The sequence below is a fragment of the Pseudomonas sp. FW305-96 genome (assembly GCF_058783825.1).
This window is the reverse complement of the sequence record NZ_JBYSYW010000008.1, coordinates 74,557-91,113: the sequence shown is the minus strand read 5'-3', so window position 1 is coordinate 91,113 and position 16,557 is coordinate 74,557. Positions and strand designations below refer to the sequence as shown.

Annotated in this window: 13 protein-coding genes; 8 read left to right on the top strand and 5 right to left on the bottom strand. The window is 51.0% G+C overall.

Annotation, left to right across the window (positions count from 1 at the left end):
- The first annotated feature begins 486 nt into the window (after positions 1-486).
- The 6 genes from AC3WL2_RS08570 (at position 487) to AC3WL2_RS08545 (ending at position 9,939) form a co-directional block, all read left to right on the top strand.
- A complete protein-coding gene (locus tag AC3WL2_RS08570) occupies positions 487-1,932 on the top strand; it encodes a tyrosine-type recombinase/integrase (protein ID WP_256582593.1) in 1,446 nt (481 codons plus the stop codon).
- Positions 1,929-5,312: a hypothetical protein gene (locus AC3WL2_RS08565; RefSeq protein ID WP_102682592.1), complete on the top strand. Its 3,384-nt coding sequence runs from the start codon at positions 1,929-1,931 to the stop codon at positions 5,310-5,312. Before AC3WL2_RS08570 ends, AC3WL2_RS08565 begins: the two co-directional genes overlap by 4 nt.
- Positions 5,313-5,323: 11 nt before the next feature.
- The gene (locus tag AC3WL2_RS08560) at positions 5,324-6,010 is read left to right on the top strand and encodes a hypothetical protein (RefSeq protein WP_146022601.1); all 687 of its coding nucleotides are present in this window, start codon (positions 5,324-5,326) and stop codon (positions 6,008-6,010) included.
- A gap of 989 nt (positions 6,011-6,999) precedes the next feature.
- Positions 7,000-7,968 (top strand): hypothetical protein, encoded by a 969-nt coding sequence (locus AC3WL2_RS08555; protein ID WP_177431933.1) that lies wholly within the window; start codon positions 7,000-7,002, stop codon positions 7,966-7,968.
- Positions 7,969-8,045: 77 nt separating this feature from the next.
- On the top strand, positions 8,046-9,104 hold the full coding sequence (locus AC3WL2_RS08550; RefSeq protein ID WP_102682593.1) for a hypothetical protein: 1,059 nt from the start codon (positions 8,046-8,048) through the stop codon (positions 9,102-9,104).
- A gap of 553 nt (positions 9,105-9,657) precedes the next feature.
- Positions 9,658-9,939 carry a hypothetical protein gene (locus AC3WL2_RS08545; RefSeq protein WP_146022602.1) on the top strand — a complete coding sequence of 94 codons (282 nt, stop codon included), beginning with the start codon at positions 9,658-9,660 and terminating at the stop codon, positions 9,937-9,939.
- A 616-nt stretch (positions 9,940-10,555) separates the two neighbouring features.
- Here AC3WL2_RS08545 and AC3WL2_RS08540 read toward each other — a convergent pair.
- The 3 genes from AC3WL2_RS08540 to AC3WL2_RS08530 all read right to left on the bottom strand — a co-directional run bounded on the left by AC3WL2_RS08540 (position 10,556) and on the right by AC3WL2_RS08530 (position 12,255).
- Positions 10,556-11,284: a metallophosphoesterase family protein gene (locus tag AC3WL2_RS08540; RefSeq protein WP_102682595.1), complete on the bottom strand. Its 729-nt coding sequence runs from the start codon at positions 11,282-11,284 to the stop codon at positions 10,556-10,558.
- A 94-nt stretch (positions 11,285-11,378) separates the two neighbouring features.
- Positions 11,379-11,876: a hypothetical protein gene (locus AC3WL2_RS08535; protein ID WP_102682596.1), complete on the bottom strand. Its 498-nt coding sequence runs from the start codon at positions 11,874-11,876 to the stop codon at positions 11,379-11,381.
- 70 nt (positions 11,877-11,946) lie between these two features.
- Positions 11,947-12,255, bottom strand: coding sequence for a hypothetical protein (locus AC3WL2_RS08530; RefSeq protein ID WP_102682597.1), 309 nt, complete (start codon positions 12,253-12,255; stop codon positions 11,947-11,949).
- Between the two features lie 617 nt (positions 12,256-12,872).
- Here AC3WL2_RS08530 and AC3WL2_RS08525 point away from each other — a divergent pair.
- Complete coding sequence (locus tag AC3WL2_RS08525) at positions 12,873-13,313, top strand: helix-turn-helix domain-containing protein (RefSeq protein WP_102682660.1); 441 nt, start codon at positions 12,873-12,875, stop codon at positions 13,311-13,313.
- Between the two features lie 108 nt (positions 13,314-13,421).
- On the opposite strand, the gene AC3WL2_RS08520 is transcribed toward AC3WL2_RS08525, so the two are convergent.
- Together AC3WL2_RS08520 and AC3WL2_RS08515 are read right to left on the bottom strand one after the other, a co-directional pair.
- Positions 13,422-15,320, bottom strand: a complete 1,899-nt coding sequence (locus AC3WL2_RS08520) for a caspase family protein (RefSeq protein ID WP_102682598.1) — start codon at positions 15,318-15,320, stop codon at positions 13,422-13,424.
- Entirely contained in the window at positions 15,320-15,889 is a 570-nt protein-coding gene (locus AC3WL2_RS08515; RefSeq protein WP_256583139.1) for a hypothetical protein, read from the bottom strand. The genes AC3WL2_RS08520 and AC3WL2_RS08515 overlap by 1 nt, the downstream gene beginning before the upstream one ends.
- A gap of 306 nt (positions 15,890-16,195) precedes the next feature.
- Between AC3WL2_RS08515 and AC3WL2_RS08510 the strand changes: the two genes are divergently transcribed.
- Complete coding sequence (locus AC3WL2_RS08510; protein WP_158247495.1) at positions 16,196-16,366, top strand: hypothetical protein; 171 nt, start codon at positions 16,196-16,198, stop codon at positions 16,364-16,366.
- The last annotated feature ends 191 nt before the right edge of the window (positions 16,367-16,557 follow it).

The following is a 16,557-nucleotide window of genomic DNA, read 5'->3' as shown; positions in this document are numbered from 1 at the left end:
CTAGTGCGGTTTCAGCGATCCCAAGCATCGTTCGAATCGAGCAATCACGTATCCAGCTGCAGGCCTTAGGCTTGCGGCTCTCCTTGCCTTATAGGCCTAGGCCGCCGGGACAGCTCCCAAGCCGCAATCGGCCTAGGTAGCTGTCTAAGAAACCGAAAAAAACCTCGGAAAAAATATTTTTCCCCTCATTGACAAAACCGCATCTCGCTCCTACTCAACGCTGGAGCCCCCCTCCTAGTGCTACACAAGTTCTTCGAATGACTGCCAATGTCAGGGTGCCGCGGGCTAAAAGCCACGGATTACGTAATTTACAGACGCCCAACGTCCCTTCGACCACTAATAACACTGTTATATAACGATATATAACATCGAAACTGAAAAAATCGAATTAACCTTTTTAGTTAAAAATTGCTGCAACTGCACACAGTTGCATGCTTGTGAACTCATATGTAACCATTTCCTCAAGCAAGCAAATTTGGATTTGAAATGAACACCCTGCCGACACCCAGCGGGCCCACTTCCTTCGCCCCGCCAATGCTGATCCCGATTACCAAAAATGAGAAAAAAATCTTTACCCTCGTTTCTGGAGACAAGGTCATGGATGACTTTTTTGAAAACTGGTGCTCTCGATTAGCACAAAAAAAATCATTCAAAACAGTAAAGGCATATGCAGGGTACAACAGAGTATTTCTGGAGCTCCTTCAGTTCATAATGCATTTGCATGGTGGCTTGACCCCACTCTTGCTTAGCCAGACCATCGAAAATTACGAGAGCTACCTGGTATTTGGAACCTCCAGCGAAATCCCGATGATCGCTCAAGCAGCACACGTATTGGGCGATCGGAACTTGTCTGGTAGCTCTGTGGGTGTCGCTATTTCTGCCCTTAACAGCTTCGTCGATGCCAGCGAGCGGTTCAGGCTCGGAATGTTGGAGTTGGAGGCCCAAGGATATATTTCATCCCAGCATCTCTCTGGTTTCTCTCTTGCTCAGTCAGTGAAGATGGAAACAACATCGAGTGTTAGAAGCGCTATCAAACGAAACAGTTGGTTAGCAGGCTGTTTAGCTGGAGGAGCGCGACGCATCAAACGCGCAGGGCTTTCGGTCATTTCAAAACCATCCGCGTTGGCGCATGCAGACATGTACGGGGGGGATGAGTTCGCCTTCCCGATAGACAAATGCAAAGAGCTTATCGAAATGGCACCAAGCGCAAGGGACAAAATGCTTTGGAGCCTACTAGCGGCCACTGGTTGCAGATTCTCGGAAGCCGTCACCATGCTGAATGAGGATATTAAGCTCGACACAAACCCTATGCTGAACAGCATAAAAATTGTTGATCCGAATACGCGACGCAACGCTCTGATCGCATATTTGAGCCCATCAGAGATCGATGCCCTCCCACACAAAGGCCGAGCTCATACGCAGACGTTTTTGATCGAGCCGTTTGCATCAATGTTCTGGATCGCGCTAGAAGAGTACAAAGCAGAACTTCGCTCACAATTCTTTATGGTGCCCGTAAGGCACGACTTTTTGGTGAAAAATCTTGTTAATGGTGCTCCTATGCATAACAGCTACCAAGCGCTGTACGAGCGATTTAATAAGGCTGCGCTGAAGCTAACTCAGCGCTCGTATGGATTTCACTCCCTCAGACACATGTATGGTTACTATCTTGTAAATCATTGCCCCAATCCGAACCCACACAACAATAGAAAGTATGGGCTAGAGCTGAGCCTGGTTCAGCAATTGATGGGCCATGTGCTAATCAAAACCACACGAAGATACGCACGACAAGATGCGCACCTACTTCAAGCAACGATGGCCGCAGCAAACTTTGCTCGCCTATCGGGCGGTGCCAAGTCGGTTCTTCAGGCACGCATTGATTATCACCAGCAAGAAATTAAACAACTTCAGCAACTTGCCCTGGAGGCAGCATGATTAACCCTTCTCACACCGCTCCCATTTGGCTGATCGACGAAAAGGAAATCGGCCCTGCATTCGACATGGCAATGAGTGACATTCGACACCGATACTGGAAACGCTATAACAGACCGGACGGTGGGCGTAACCGTGCCTCCCTGCTATCCATTAACGATCTGGGCCCTCGTCCATTCTCTTCACTGACAGCCATTGACATTGAGCAACTACTCACATGCTGTTTCCCCGGCAGTTTCGACAAAGAAGCCATCATCAAATCTGTAATTCCTGATTTTATCGCCAGAAAACCAGTGCAAATCGTCTCTATGCTAAAGCTAGCTTTTTTAAGGCTATGGATGGAGAAGAAAATCATCTTGCCTCTCGCGTGGAGCAGCCCAATCCATGGCGATGATATTCTTGACGAAATTATTCAGGAGAGTGCTGACAGGCTTCCAATTCTCATCAAAATCAGGGCACTTAACCCTGTATCCTCGATTACTTACGAGGGCGCAATGACGAAGAAAGAACGAGACCTCAGAGCCGCACACTGGATGCGCCTTTTGTTGGCTTCAAATCTACAAGACCCTCAGACCTTTACAGCTGAAGTGGCACGTGATTTAAAGCTGCGAAGCTACGGCGAAAAGGCAGAGCTAGGGAGATTTTACACTGACGACTTCTCCGTATTTATCGCCAGTTTATCGAATAATCCTTGGATGCGCCAGACCGTAGATGGCATTTTGACCGAAAGCCGCGAACGTTCTAAGAATGCACGAGCACTGATCGAGCCTGTTATCCAGCAGAAAAAAGTCACTAAGTTACGTGAGAGAATGCTTGATAAAACCCTATCCTTCCTGGAAGGTTCAGAACACAGCATTGAGCAATTGGCGATAACTTTCGCCAACGCTTCAGATCTGAGTGGCGCCTTCCGAATTAACGACACTTCTGCCCCCCCTGGCGGCCTCGCCCTGCTGCCCGAAAAGGTCATAAAATTTTGTCAGATGATCAACATCACCTTCAACTCTTTCGTGAAATCCAGGAGGTTGGAGAGCCCTAAAAATCACTATAGGTCGCTCTATCTGCTACTCGCTTACTGCGGCCCATATCTGTACAAGTTTTTCATGAACCGAGACGGGAACCTAGACTCATACCCAACCACGTTCAATGATTTCACTTGCGCAATCTACATCACAGCGGACGCTGACCTTCTTAGAGAGGTCGGAGGTTATGAAAAGGAATTACCAGAAACCCTCCTCACTCTCATCAACACAGTTATCGAGATCAACCAGAACACACCTGACACTCAATACCAGAGAATCTACCCCATTGATAACTTCATCGACTATGTAATTTCTCAGTCGACCGTCATTCCTGATGCAGACAAAGTAAGAAATAGTTTCTCGCCTGAGTGCTACCCAAAACAGGTAAAACGATGGGGCACTGACAAAAAACCTATTCCTAGAGCATATTTTTCATCATTTCTTAGCATGATGTATTCACTCGAATATTTAAACATGCATTTGAATGCGATGGCGGACGGTACTGAACCTGGCGTAGTGTCGGGAACGCTCAAGTGGCCGACGTTGAGCGAGCTCATACATGGTTCTGACTGGTCAGGGCTGTGGGGGACTGGGGTAATGAGCTGCGAAGGTGTCGACCTCAAAGCTTTGAATTACACCCCAATCTTCTACCACAACGGGAAACCCCGTCCTTTCACGTATATCCCAAGATTCTATCGAATCACAGACATGCATATCAATGGTGAAATTCAGCCACGCATCATCATGAATGATACGCGAACAGTTTTACTGATGTGTGAAACGGGCATCCGCCAGCATCACTTGCTTTGGCTAGACGTCGACAGATATGCAAACTACGTTGAACGCAATATGAAAAGGCCTATTGCCCCGCTGCTGGTGAGTACAGACAAAGCCCATGGCGAATGGACTGCAATTGTCTCTACCAGGGTTATCGAAATTTTGGACAGGCAATACGCTTGGTATCAGCGCTGCACCGAACCAAGCTTCCGCGAGCCCATCTGGTATAATATGACATCAGGCTCAAAGTTTGGAAAACTTCGACCGTTGTTTAGAATTTCCCGAACCCAAAGCGGATGGGCGAACTATGAGCCGTACCGCCTCTTGCTTCTTTGTCTGCAGTACTTCTATAAATTTGAATTGGGAGACACTCGTTGCCCAGACATCGTTTGGTGTAAACCTCCGGCGGGATCAAATGGCGAAGCAATACAGATCGGTGATCACTCGGTGAGCAGCCTTTCATCTATAACAGCCAGTACGTTAACTAGCGACTATACACCACATGGTTTGCGTGCAGGATTTGTCTCTGAGGCGATCAAGTTTTTACCTCCAAGCATTGTAGGGCAGTGGCTTACAGGACAATCTGAGCCGTTGGTATCTTATTATTCTGTATTCGATGAAAGCGACTTAGGAATGACGCATCAGCAGTTGCTGTGTATGTCTCTGATGAGCAATCAACAGAAGCTGGCTGCGGGAGACTTTCCCGAGCTTGCTGAGGCGATCTCCAAGCTTAACAAGGCAATTAAAGCTGACATCGAGACTGACCCAGCATCTGCAATTAGCAAGCATAGACTCATGAGCCTGGCAAGTGTTAAACGTGAATCCGATACTGGCCTAGATCGACTGATTGCCAAAGAAGTTAGTGAGTTTGCGTACAACACCACTCATATCTGCCCGTTCAATAATAGTTGCCCACAGGAGGTTCTCGATCTACTCGGGGAGCCCCAGTGTTGTTCCGGCTGCCAGTTCGCTATTCGAGGGGTGGCGCATTTACCTGCGATTTCGGCGAAAAAAGACAAATACAAAGAGTTAATGGCGAGCACGTTAACCCTTATTCAGGAATATCTGACCCGTAAGCCATCGGCGCGAATTAATACCGAGCTTGAGCAACTCGAAGCGGAAAATGATCGCTTCGCCCGCGAAGCCTGCCTACTCGAAATTATCGAGAACCAGCTGATAAAGATGCATGAGAACGGATTGAATCAGGAGTTGATGGTCAAAGACCGTCAAGAAATTGTGCGGCACTATGAGCACATTTCTCTTCCAGAAGAAGCCCGCCTTCTGAAAAGACTGATCGACGTGCAGAACTTCCCGGACGCTTCCTCTGAAGACCTAAGCATGCAACTCGCACACCTGCGACATATTTTGCTTATGAAAGAGGGCGACATGTCCAAGATCTTAGGGGTAGATCATAACAAAGCCACACCTATAGCCACAAAAGTCTCTGCACAGATCAGCGGGATGATTGCATCTGGAGCGATCGATGAATTTGAGCTTTTTGGAATTACCTCAGGCGACTCTAACGCAATCAAGAAAATCATCTCAGCACCTGAGAAAACCAATCTACTAACACACATCGTAGCTTAAAGAGATTTGCAATGAATACAAAAATTAAAAAATCACCCACTAAAAAGTCTACATTTGATCGGTATGTACGAGAAAGATCCGAACATACAGAAGGAATCCTTAAAGCCGCATTGCGAGTTGTAGATGCAACCCGCTACGGGAACATTACAGACTTCTGCAAAGCACTGGCAATTGTAGCGTCAGAGATCAGGCAAGCCAAATCTAGCGATCCAAATACGCCATTCTTCAACAAACAAGCTCGCAATTTTAGTTATATAACTCTACTTCGAAATAAAAACTATAGGCGATTGGTAGATCTAGCATTTGAGCAAGGGCGAGTACAGATCGAAGAGCCAGAGACGATCTCTGAAGAGACGCTACTGAAAATCTCTAGCCTTCAAGGCCAAGTAAATCTCTTGAGAGACCGGCTCAGTAGCATCAGGACTTCTGTAAATTCAAACGCCCTCATTGATACTGCAGCCCAAGATACCATTAGCCAGCTCACAACTTTTCTCGCCACCACCATCTCAGTCTACAGCTCCATGCGCCATCGATTTCAGACGTTAACTAGAATTAGAGAGTCTCCAACTGAACAACATAGGATTCCTGGCCTATATGACGCAAAGGGCCTAATAGCTGATCTTGAGGCGGTGCACACAATAGAAAATGGCAGAAGCTTCTTAGAACAGCTCTCTAAGTCCAACAAGGCTATTGAGTAGAAATGCGGTGCTTGCGCACCAACCAGACATTACATCCTAGACCACCCAGTCAATGTTTGATGGTTCTTCCTGGGATGTATAGTCTGAGTTGGACTAAACCGTTTCGCTGTAGCGATTGCCAATTCTTGGAACCAGATGAAGCCGATCGCTACCGAAGCCCAGGCAATCAATAGGCCACCGAAGAATAGAGCAGCAATAACAAAAATAGCAAAAAGACAAATACGAATTTCCAAGAGCGCACGAAAGCCTCCAAGCTGCCATCAGGCAACGTCAGTATTAAGAGTCCAGATACCATGCACTCATGCTATCTGTAATACTGGAGGTTGCAAGCCCGCACGGCAAACCAAAACGCCACCACCCCTTCTCACACAGGCATCTTTCGTCGACTATTTCACGGCACAATAATATGACATAAAGTCGGCACGCGCCGTCAATACTCTGTTATTGTTTTCCACCAGCACCGGCAAATCAACAAGTTAAGAATCCACCAACAACCAATTTTATTCCATATAATATCCAATTAACTTGTCAATATTCGTTATTTATTTTAGCCTTAAGCACTTTTTGAATGACCATAATTTTTCCGACCTCTCTGACAGGCGGTATCAGGAGCGTCGCCGCAACCTCTCCATACGCGCTCCTAGAAGAACGAAAGCCAGGCCGTATCGAAACGCCAGAGATCACGCATTGATCGGATTGCCAGGTTTCGGTCATTAAATGACTAGTCGAAGCAACCGCGATCTTCAATGTGCCGTACGCAATGAATAGGCGCCGTACAGCAGCATTGGCGGGCCAGATGGCGCCTCCCAACACGACCAGTTGCCAGAGGTCAGTCGAATAGAGGCCTCAACCATTGAGCCATCAGCCTTCGTGCGACTTCCCCTATTCTCTAGCTTTGGCGTGAAGGGAAGCTTACGATCAACCAAAACGTGAACCGACGTTTGTCGGCCACCCCGGTCGCGCACGACACCCGCACAAGGAAGTGAACCATGACAATGCTCGATAACGCTGTGTCCTCAATCCGCTTGGGTGTTGAGGATTTTAAGGCTATCTCAGCCGACGAGGCTCGCGCACTGTCTGCCATTCGAAACCTTTCTGCCGGCCTGCTACTGATGTTCAAGGTCAAGCTTCAAGAACTTAGCCCAGCTGACTCTAAAGAAGTGCTACTCAAGCAGCAGGTGATTCCGACTAGGGATGCCGATGGTAATCCGGTGTGGATAGGTAAAGGGGGAAAAACAGTCGATGTGGCAACAATCCAAGAACGCCTCGAAAGCCTAGGTGTGACAGGGATCGACTGGAGCCTTCTGAAAAAGCTAACCAGGATGCGCAACGACGTCGAGCATTACTACACAACTCTGCCTGCATCAGGCTTGGCTGAAGCTATGGCTGCCTCGTTTCATCTAATTCAACAATTCGTCCCGACCTATCTCAGGCGCACCCCAGTGGAGCTTCTCGGGGAAGAACTGTGGAAATTCCTGACGACCCAGGAGGTCTTTTATAAACGTGAGCTGGAACTATGCCAAGAGGCAAATAAGCAAGTGCCTTGGGGCCATGCTCTGCTCCGGGGCTCCTTCGATTTGATGCAATGCCCGGCTTGCAAATCAGCGCTCATCAAACCTCTGGCAGTTGTCGAGCCTTTATCAGAAATAGTCTTCGCTTGTACCTGCTGCGCGCATACTGCCACGTACGCGGAGGCAGTAGAAACCATTGCCACGATGCACCACTACCCAGATCTCTACTATGCGTTCGCCAGAGGTGGTGAATCCCCACTCGCGCGCTGTTCGTCCTGCGGGCACTTCAGCTACCAGACGGAAGAGCTGGAATGCCTACTGTGCCTTGATGACAGCCCATACCCAGCTTGCGCAGAATGTGGCGGAACGCTGGGATCGGAGATCGATTGGGACGACGACCTAACTCGACTGTGTGGCATGTGCCGCTATGCCGTCGAAGCCGACTAGCACCCGATCAGACTCGGCCTGAGCTGTAACTTCATACACGAAACATTGGCTCACGATGTCCTTCAGGAGAAGCATTGATGCGGATCGAAAAAACACCTCACTACTCGATACCCACCATCGCTGTCCTCCCCTATCGTCGATTTCACATTGGCTGGACATGGTATCTGCGAGCCCTGAAGCTGTTCCCAAGTGGCGAACTAATCTGGACACACCATTTTGTAGATAACGGCGAAGGCCACGCCAGGAGCTCCGTATTTCAAACCTACGGCGAAGCCGTAAAGGCCGCGGACACCTTTAACGTGCTTCACCCAGAGCGCGTGCGACAAGCAGAAGCTTCATCCGAATTGGCTGCCTCCACGATCCTGAAAGTGGGAAAGGCCCTGACGGCTGGCCGGCGCCTACGAGACGAGGAAGAGCTCATGGAGCAGGAAGCGATACGACGGAACGCCCACCTCCCTCGTCCAGCGGCCCTTGAGCTCCAACTCACCTCTCCCCACGAACGGTTGAGGAACGATCTTGCCGAGCAACTTGCAGTGGCGCCATATCTGCGGATCGTAGCGTTTCCGAGATTTCGGACATCCCTGCGCCTTACCGATAATTTGACATGGGAGCCTGCAGGAACCTTGAATTCGAAGCTGTCCCAGCTCTGCTACCGCGAGCGAATCGCGAGGGGCTTCGGCTTGTCAGGAGGTAACCACTGGGGGCGCACCAAAGCACATATCAGAGCGGAATTGCTGCCCAGGGCCAATCAACTGCTCCAGATCGCAGGAGTTAAGCGGATGCTGGCGGAAGCAAGGGCACGCGGACAACGCGTTCTGGTTATCGGTAGCTTTGTCTTTTGGTACGAGGAGGATGCGTCGCCGAGGTGGGTGGTGAAAAATGCTGGCAGTGGGTCTGCAGGCAGCGAAAGTGAGACGCTCTGGCATGAAGGCACGATTCTGTCCAGGAACCATGGACGAATTGTTGTGCTGCCTTATGTCAAAGAGAACGGTGAGCGAGTTCAGGGCCACACCAAAAACGCGCCTCAGGACGGAAAAGCGTTACCGAGACATCCTGATGACTACGTCGAACTTCCCTTTGAGGTGCTCGAAGGCGATTTGATGATAGGCCTGTTTGGCGAGCTGAGTTACGAATGATGCTCTCGGCAAGATCACACTCTCACGTCTGATCTGGGGCTCTTCGATGCTTAATGGAGCGCGGATTACCCCGCTTCGCTGCCAGTTGCTCAGCCATCCAATTCGAGGCTGACTCAAATTCCCGCATCATAGTGGCGTACTCGGTATCGCTCAGCATTGCCGGACGCTTCTCTGACTTTTTCATGATGCCCTCCGGCCTATTCCAGCAGCGAATGTGCGGCGGCTCGTCCAGGTTGAGCGAGCTACACGCCCAGATCTACAGCGAACATAACATCTCGCAGCTCAGGCGTCCCTTGATGCTCCGCCAGCAATTTGCGCAGAAGGTACTCAGCTAGATACGACCGAAGCCGAAAACGAATCTCGACGTACGACTCTGCGGTTTCGGCCTCTCGGACAAGGCCCCCGAGCAGCAAACCCTGCGTCAACAGTCTCAGCACTTCACGACTTGCAACGCTGTCGTAGAACCGAGTCAACTGATCGAAACCGCTAGCACGCCTATAGCCAGCCAGCGCTTCCTGCAGAATGAAGCCCAGCGACTCACCGTATACATGCCATGCGTGTTGCCAAACCAGTTTCTCTGCATCAATGTTCAACAGCAACCTCATTGCCAGCCACGTCGCCGCACCAAAAAACGCGGCCCGATGGTTATCAAATCACCATGATGATCCAGTTTATGCATATCGAATTCGACCTCAACCAAAACGATTTGGAAAGCCTCCTACGCCACTGTCGCACCTTTAAGCCTGCAAGTGATGACGCTCGAGAGGATCAGCGCCTCGAAGACGCTCTGGAAGCCCTGGAACATGCCCTTGTGGCCGCTAATGCACCACACTGAGCAAAGGTCATTCGCCACTCAGCCCGTAACGAGCGTGCTTCAGAGCCAGCAGCCCTTCTGCGGCTTCAGCTTGTTACCCCCGAATTTTGGGCGTAGTAACCCGAATCTAGAGCCGGTGTACGGCTCAAAATTTTTTTGCCTGTAGAAGCTTCATTTTGGAGTCAAAGCGAAAGCGGCGGCCTTGCCGCCGAAGTAACGATCTCCCCCTCCCCCGCGGCCTGCCGGCTGATGCATCCGGCTAGAAAACCGAATACCTTCAGATCAACATCAAGAGCAAAGGCCAGAGCAGAAAAGCGAAAAGCAGAGCGGATTTTTCCTGACAGAGCGGCGAGGCTCAGGCACCGCAGCTTTTCTCTTGCTCTCAAATATAAGAACTCCGTCTCGCTTGAAAATTTTCAAGAGGGGGGGTGGACAGGATGTCGCATCTATAAAAGTAATGTCGCTTTTTGGAAAGTTTGTCCGAGACCGGCCTACGTTTTCAGCAAATTAGAGTTGTTCCCCTGATTGATTTCGGTGAGCGTTTAGGAGGCCAAGCGTGCCAGATCAGATATCGATATCTCCGATACCCAGGCTGCCGGCACCGCTGGGAAACGCTCAAAAATCGTCACATGAATGGTTAGATTTCGATGGTAAAATCAGTCGAGAAACCAGTGGGCTCGGTAGGGTAACCTCGCGGGTTCGATACCACTCGGCAGCCTGCAACAACCGTGTCGACTGCTTGATGAGTGTGACCAAAAACCCAGACATCAGCCTGAGCGACCAGATCATGCCACTGATTGAAGTACGCTGCGCCGAGATGCCCTTCGTGACCCTCGCCGGCGACATCTTGGATGGGGCAATGGTGGGTTATAACGACAGTCTTGCCGTCAAAGTCCTTCGCCAACTCTGTAGCTAGGAACTCGCGTGTTGCGATATTTCGAGCGATTAGATCGACAGGGCGAAGCTTGCTGTAGCCCTCTCCGATTCGAATCCTCTTGAAGTCGGTCATCCACTCCGCACAGACCCTCATCGCCGCTTTGTAGTCGCCCGTAGCTGTGTAGTCCGTCCAAGCTGTAGCGACCAGAAAACGGGTGTTACCGATGATCAGGATTTGGTTTTCTAGAACGTGCACGTGCTCAGCAGCCGCATCACGCATTTTTGTGAACGTCCGGTCTAGATGGCCCTTGTAGAACTCGTGGTTGCCGCAGACGTAGATTACCTGACATTTGAAATTGTCGTTCGCCCACTCTACTCCACGGCCACGCACTGAGATGTCGCCGGCCAATACGACCAGATCAGCACCCGTGGCGGGAGGATGGAATTCAGCGAACTCCAAATGAAGATCTGAGTAGATTGTGATTCGCATCGTATCGCCAGGTCTCCGTATCGACAGGCTAATTGGCTCTCTGGTACATCCAGCGAAGCGGGGGCCCTACAGGAGTAGCTGCTTCCCTAGGCTATCAGCGTACGGAGATACCAAACGCTGAGAATTCATCAATCAATTTTTTCCGACTCAACATTTTTGGAAGCCTGAACACATTGCGATAGCCGTAATAAACTCCCATAGGGATAATTACCAAACCTAGTCCAAATGTCGCCGTAGCAGCGATAACTCCTCCGGGAATAGAGAGTAGCGCAACCACAATTCCTTTTAAGACCGTTGTCCTTGCAATGACCCGGAAATCATCGAGATCATATTCAACTTTACCATCAGCTTTTTCATAAGCAATTAGGACAATAGATTTTTTTGCCACATGCTTAAAATACCAGGTTCGCGGGACATCTTTAGCCATGGCTCCGTGCCCTCTAAGGTACTTAGGCACTACAACCTGCTTAAAGTAGAACGTATTGCCTTGCTCATCCTCCAGCCGCACGCGAGTATAAAGCTCATCAAGATCACCGACAGCTTGGAGATCATAGTTCTTGATAGTGACAACCATTTTCTTTAGATCAGACATGCATTTTTCCTTGATCATGCAGAGCCGCGATTTTTACGAGTGGCCTTGGGCGCGAGGTCGGGCGCCCCGGTCAGCCTGCACGCAGGATCAACGCCTGGGGCACGCCGTCGACAACATCTTCAATGAAGAGCATGTGGCTCACGGCTACGTAACAGGAACCATTTTCCGTAATGTACAAAGTGTAACCATGCTCTTGACGCACCTCTCGAACTGCGCTTGTTGTAAAGGTGTCTCCGTCTTCATAGCGATTGCAGGCGTCATTAAAAACCGCACCCCTCACGCCCTTATCCTTAAGGCGGGCATCTAATAAAAATCCCGTCACTGGATGGCTGAATTGTTGCTGAGCCGCCTCAGCTAATTTTTCCCGATAGTTATACATTGCGCTCTCAGCGTTAATTTAAGTCTCAACAGTAAAAACTGGAAACCACAGCCTTCCTTTGGGTAGCCTCGAGGATTACTCACTATTCGACAGCCATCAAAAGTCACTTCAACATGGCTATGCGTACGCCCAAAGACCCACCGAGCTGTGGAATTCATGGTTGCCGCTAACGGCCATACGCGACGTGAAGGTGTTCTGGGCCCCAGCCATGCCCCTCCCGTTGGTATGTATGTCGCCCGCCAAGATCACGAGACCTACGTCAGCGTCGTCCACGTCGAGTGGAGGCCCTTTCGAGAACTCTAAGTGCAGGTCTGAGTAGCTTTTCACTCTCATGTCAACAACGGCTCTCCGGATCAGGCTGGCAGGAACGGACTAAACGTTTTCCCAGAAAATTGACGTCGCTTGAGAACGTACTCGCCACTCGCCACATCTAAGGAGGATTTAGCAGAGTATTGAGCGCGCATCATGTGATGCGACACGCCTTAGACAGTGATGAAGCTGCTGCCCAGGTGAACGCAAGAGCACACACAAACAGGTGTGCCACTGGAATTACTATAAGGGTTTGAGTCGAACTGCGCAAACGCGGCATATAGTGGGATTTCCGGTACGGGATGCTCATGCTCCGGCAAGCTTTTGCTTCAGCGCTCAAATTCATGCGCCTTCGACGCCAAGTCTTCCAAACCGATTTCGAGGGCGGCGTGTCCCAGTCGCACGTCTCTCGCCTGGAAAGGAGCGAGTCGAGCGTAACACTGCAACGGCTCGACGAGATCGCCGGCCTGCTGAAAATCCATCCCCTCACCCTGATCGCATTGACGTATGGGGCTAGTGAAAAAATGCCTCCGGCGGAGCTGTTGGAGCTCGTCCGTACTGAGCTAGAGGCTGTTGATGCGCTTGAGCAGCCGCTCTCGATTGACGATCAAACCGCGCCCCATCCTCGCGTTATCGAAGCGGGAAAATTGCGCGATGAAGTTCAGCGATTGAAATCCCTTGGTCACTCGAAAGCGGAGACTTCCAGGATGCTTGGAATCTCAAAGTCGACTGCCGCGAGGCATTGGTGAGCTGGGTAAGCGCTTGCCTTGATCATCTTCGGTGAATAGCTAGCTGGGGCGACTGAGCCGCGGCGACACAGCGCTCGACACGCGTGAAGATCTGCCAGCAACCTGTGATCACTGCTCGATGAGTAAAAACCAAGGCACTCGATTCGGAAAAAGCAGTGATGCGCAGATAGCGCCGATCCGCGTTGCTGGATCTCGAAGCGACGAGTCACTATCCATCTGGGGCTTGCACACGGCCTCCCAACGCTGGACAACATCCGCGACTGTCCACACCTTTTGGCCGATCTGAAACACATGGTTTATCCCGTTAGGAACGAAAGACTGGCTGAAGTCCAGGTAGCTTTGCGGGATGAAAATATTGAGGTGTGCGTGGTCAAGACTCGCAAGGTTGTAATCCAGTTCCTCCTCGAGCGAGTGACGCCCACTGATGAGCAGGACAAGGGCCAGAGTTTCTGAGGGCGAGTTGCTCAAAGTGCTCAGAGCAACAGAATCCTTGTCTGCGCGCGCCTTGAGATACGCGTACACATCCTCTGCCGGCAGCAATGGTCGAGCGAGTCGCCCATCGTGCTCAACAAGCGCATTGATCAACGTGCTTACGACCAATTCACCGAGGCCATTGAGGTCATCGGCTTTGATGGCTGTGAGGAAAGCTGACCAGTACGGTGCTTCGTCTTCGCTCATACCAGCACACGTGCTTGCATAGTGCTCGATCAGCAAGACGCTCAGTTGCTCCAAGACCTCTCGGAGTGCGGCATCTCTGATGCCTAGCTCCCTGGCCAAGTGCACTGCTGCGCCGGCCCAACCCAAAATCCGCGATATCCGCTGAGGAAGGTAGAACAGATCAGGAATGCCATGACGGCATAACGAGCCAGGATTCTCACGAAGTCCCTGGGCGATTGCGCAAAGGAGGCGCTCAACATCCCTGACAATCTCGTGGGCAAGCCCTTCAATGCAATCTCGAGCGGTGGTGTCCTTCTGAGAGGACTGTAGGAGCAAAGCTATGCATGTCGCGCTAAATTCCACCCTCGAGAAGCTATTAGCATGACGCCCTGCGCTTTTCTCCAAGGATTGCCAGATCCCGCCTATGAACACCCCGGTCGAGTTGGGTATCTCGGCCAGCCGATCAACGAACCTGGCTAAAACAGGGAAAAGCTTGTCCGGAGTGAGCTCATTCTCCGGGGCGAACATGAGCGTGTAGAGCTCGGCGGAATGACTGCTGATAGCTTGCCCAGCCAAAGAGGTGGGTAAAATCCCAGTGAGGCCCAGCAATGAGGATGCTGGTTTGTCGGCAGCATGCGGATTACTAAAGAGCGGCATGTGGCCGTAGAGATTCACGCCCCACACCGATGGCATTTGCCTCCCTTGGGTTTGTTCTGCCACATACTGCGCAGCAGACCGCCCCATATCCACCAGATCGAGCATCCCGGCTCGCGATCCCGTGTCGATCTCCCCGTCTAAAACCTTGAGTAGTGCGAGGGTTCCATAACCACCGCGGTTGGTCTCGCCGGCATACTGATCTGCAGCAGAGGACACAAAGAATGAGACGCCGAACGTCTTTGCCTTACCTATCACTTCAGGCTTGAGCAATATGCTCAAGTTAGAAACCATACCGCCAGCGTTGCAGGCGTCGATGATGACGTTACAGTGAGCAGCTTTGAGCTCGTTGAAATACTCGAACAAGCGACTAAGCGCGAAGCCAGTAGTCGAAAGCCGATCGCCCCGGGTATCGCTCAGGCACAGGAAGTAACTGTCATTCGCTTCTCCGCCATGGCCGGCAAAGAAAAGCGTGAAGCTTTCGATCTCATCGTACCGATCTTGAATCTGCAGCAGCGTGGCATCCAGATCATGCCGGGCCGGAGATTTAAGCAGATAGGTGTCGACTGGCTGGATATTGCTCATTGGCCCAGTGCAAAGCGCAGCATGGATAGAGATCGCGTCACGCTCGGCCCCAGTCAGCTTTTTGAGAGACTGATAGTCGTCGCAACCAATGCACAGCAATACCTTGGCCATCACTGCTCCCTGCATCGAAACTTGGATTTACGCGCCGCTTCCTCTGCCAATGCCTGGGCGGTTTTGAGCGCCTTGATTTCCTCGGCTTTCGCCAGCAGTACCGGATCTCGGAGCGAAGGATCAGAATGAAGGCGCCTGGCTAGGTCGGGGTGCATCCGAAACTCAGGAAGCGATACTTGACCGTTCCGATCCACCGAGTATTCGACTTGCTCGATGGCCTTAAGCATCTGCTCGCCCAAGCTCCCAGCCGAGCCATCAATGACGTTGCCGCTCTCTTCGCACGTATCAGAAAGCATTTGGTAAAACGCTTTGGCATAGCTGTCCGCCATGCTGCTGGAAATTTCCTCGGCAGTGCGCTCAATGACCTGGAGTTGGCCTTCCATGATGTCCTCTACACGCAACCTTGTTTCGTACCTAATGGTCTGCATCTGATCGACTCGGTCAGGGGCATAGCTGTGATGTGACTGCCAAGATCCTCCATGGCTGAAGCGCTGGACGTTATCTCCTCCACCCACTTGTCTGCGCGCTTGATCGAGCCTTTCCCCCGTAGCTTTCATGAATGCTTCCATGACGAGCTCCGCCTCCGTATCAAATGGGAAAGGATGGGATTTATCCCTCATACGTCACTCCTCATTGGTCAAGCTCGGCTTGGCCGGCCTGAGCGCACTGAACGTCGCCCTTGCTTATGCCCCTCGACCTGCGCGATTGCCAACACGGTGCCTGCAGAGGCTTCTCGGAATTGGAAAGAAAGCGATGGCCATTGTATGGCATCTGTCGATGCCGCACCCGGCAACATTTCACCGCGCCCCTGTGACTAAACTGGCTCTGCATGTCATGCTGCATGTCGATCCGATCACCTTGGTGGCAATGCGGCTATGAGTACATTCATCGAGCGGAACCCGAAAGAACGGGCGGTGGAGAAAGCTTTTCAAGAGCTGGCCAAGAACGGCTATGTGCCTACCAAGCCTGACCCTGCAGACAATATATTCGAGATTGCGGAGAAGCTCAGACGGCGAGCGATGAAAGAAAAACGTCGGATAAGCTAAGCTCTCTTCACAACGATATCTGATCACAAAGGATGCTTCCCTCAAAACTACCGACTCAGCACTAAGCGGCACTGCCAGCATGCCCTAAATATGCTATACGATAATGGAGGAATACTGCCGTCTAGCAATTCGCACTTACCTGTAAGTGCAGTTATGAAAGATCGGGGCAACCGCCAAAAAGACAGCACCCC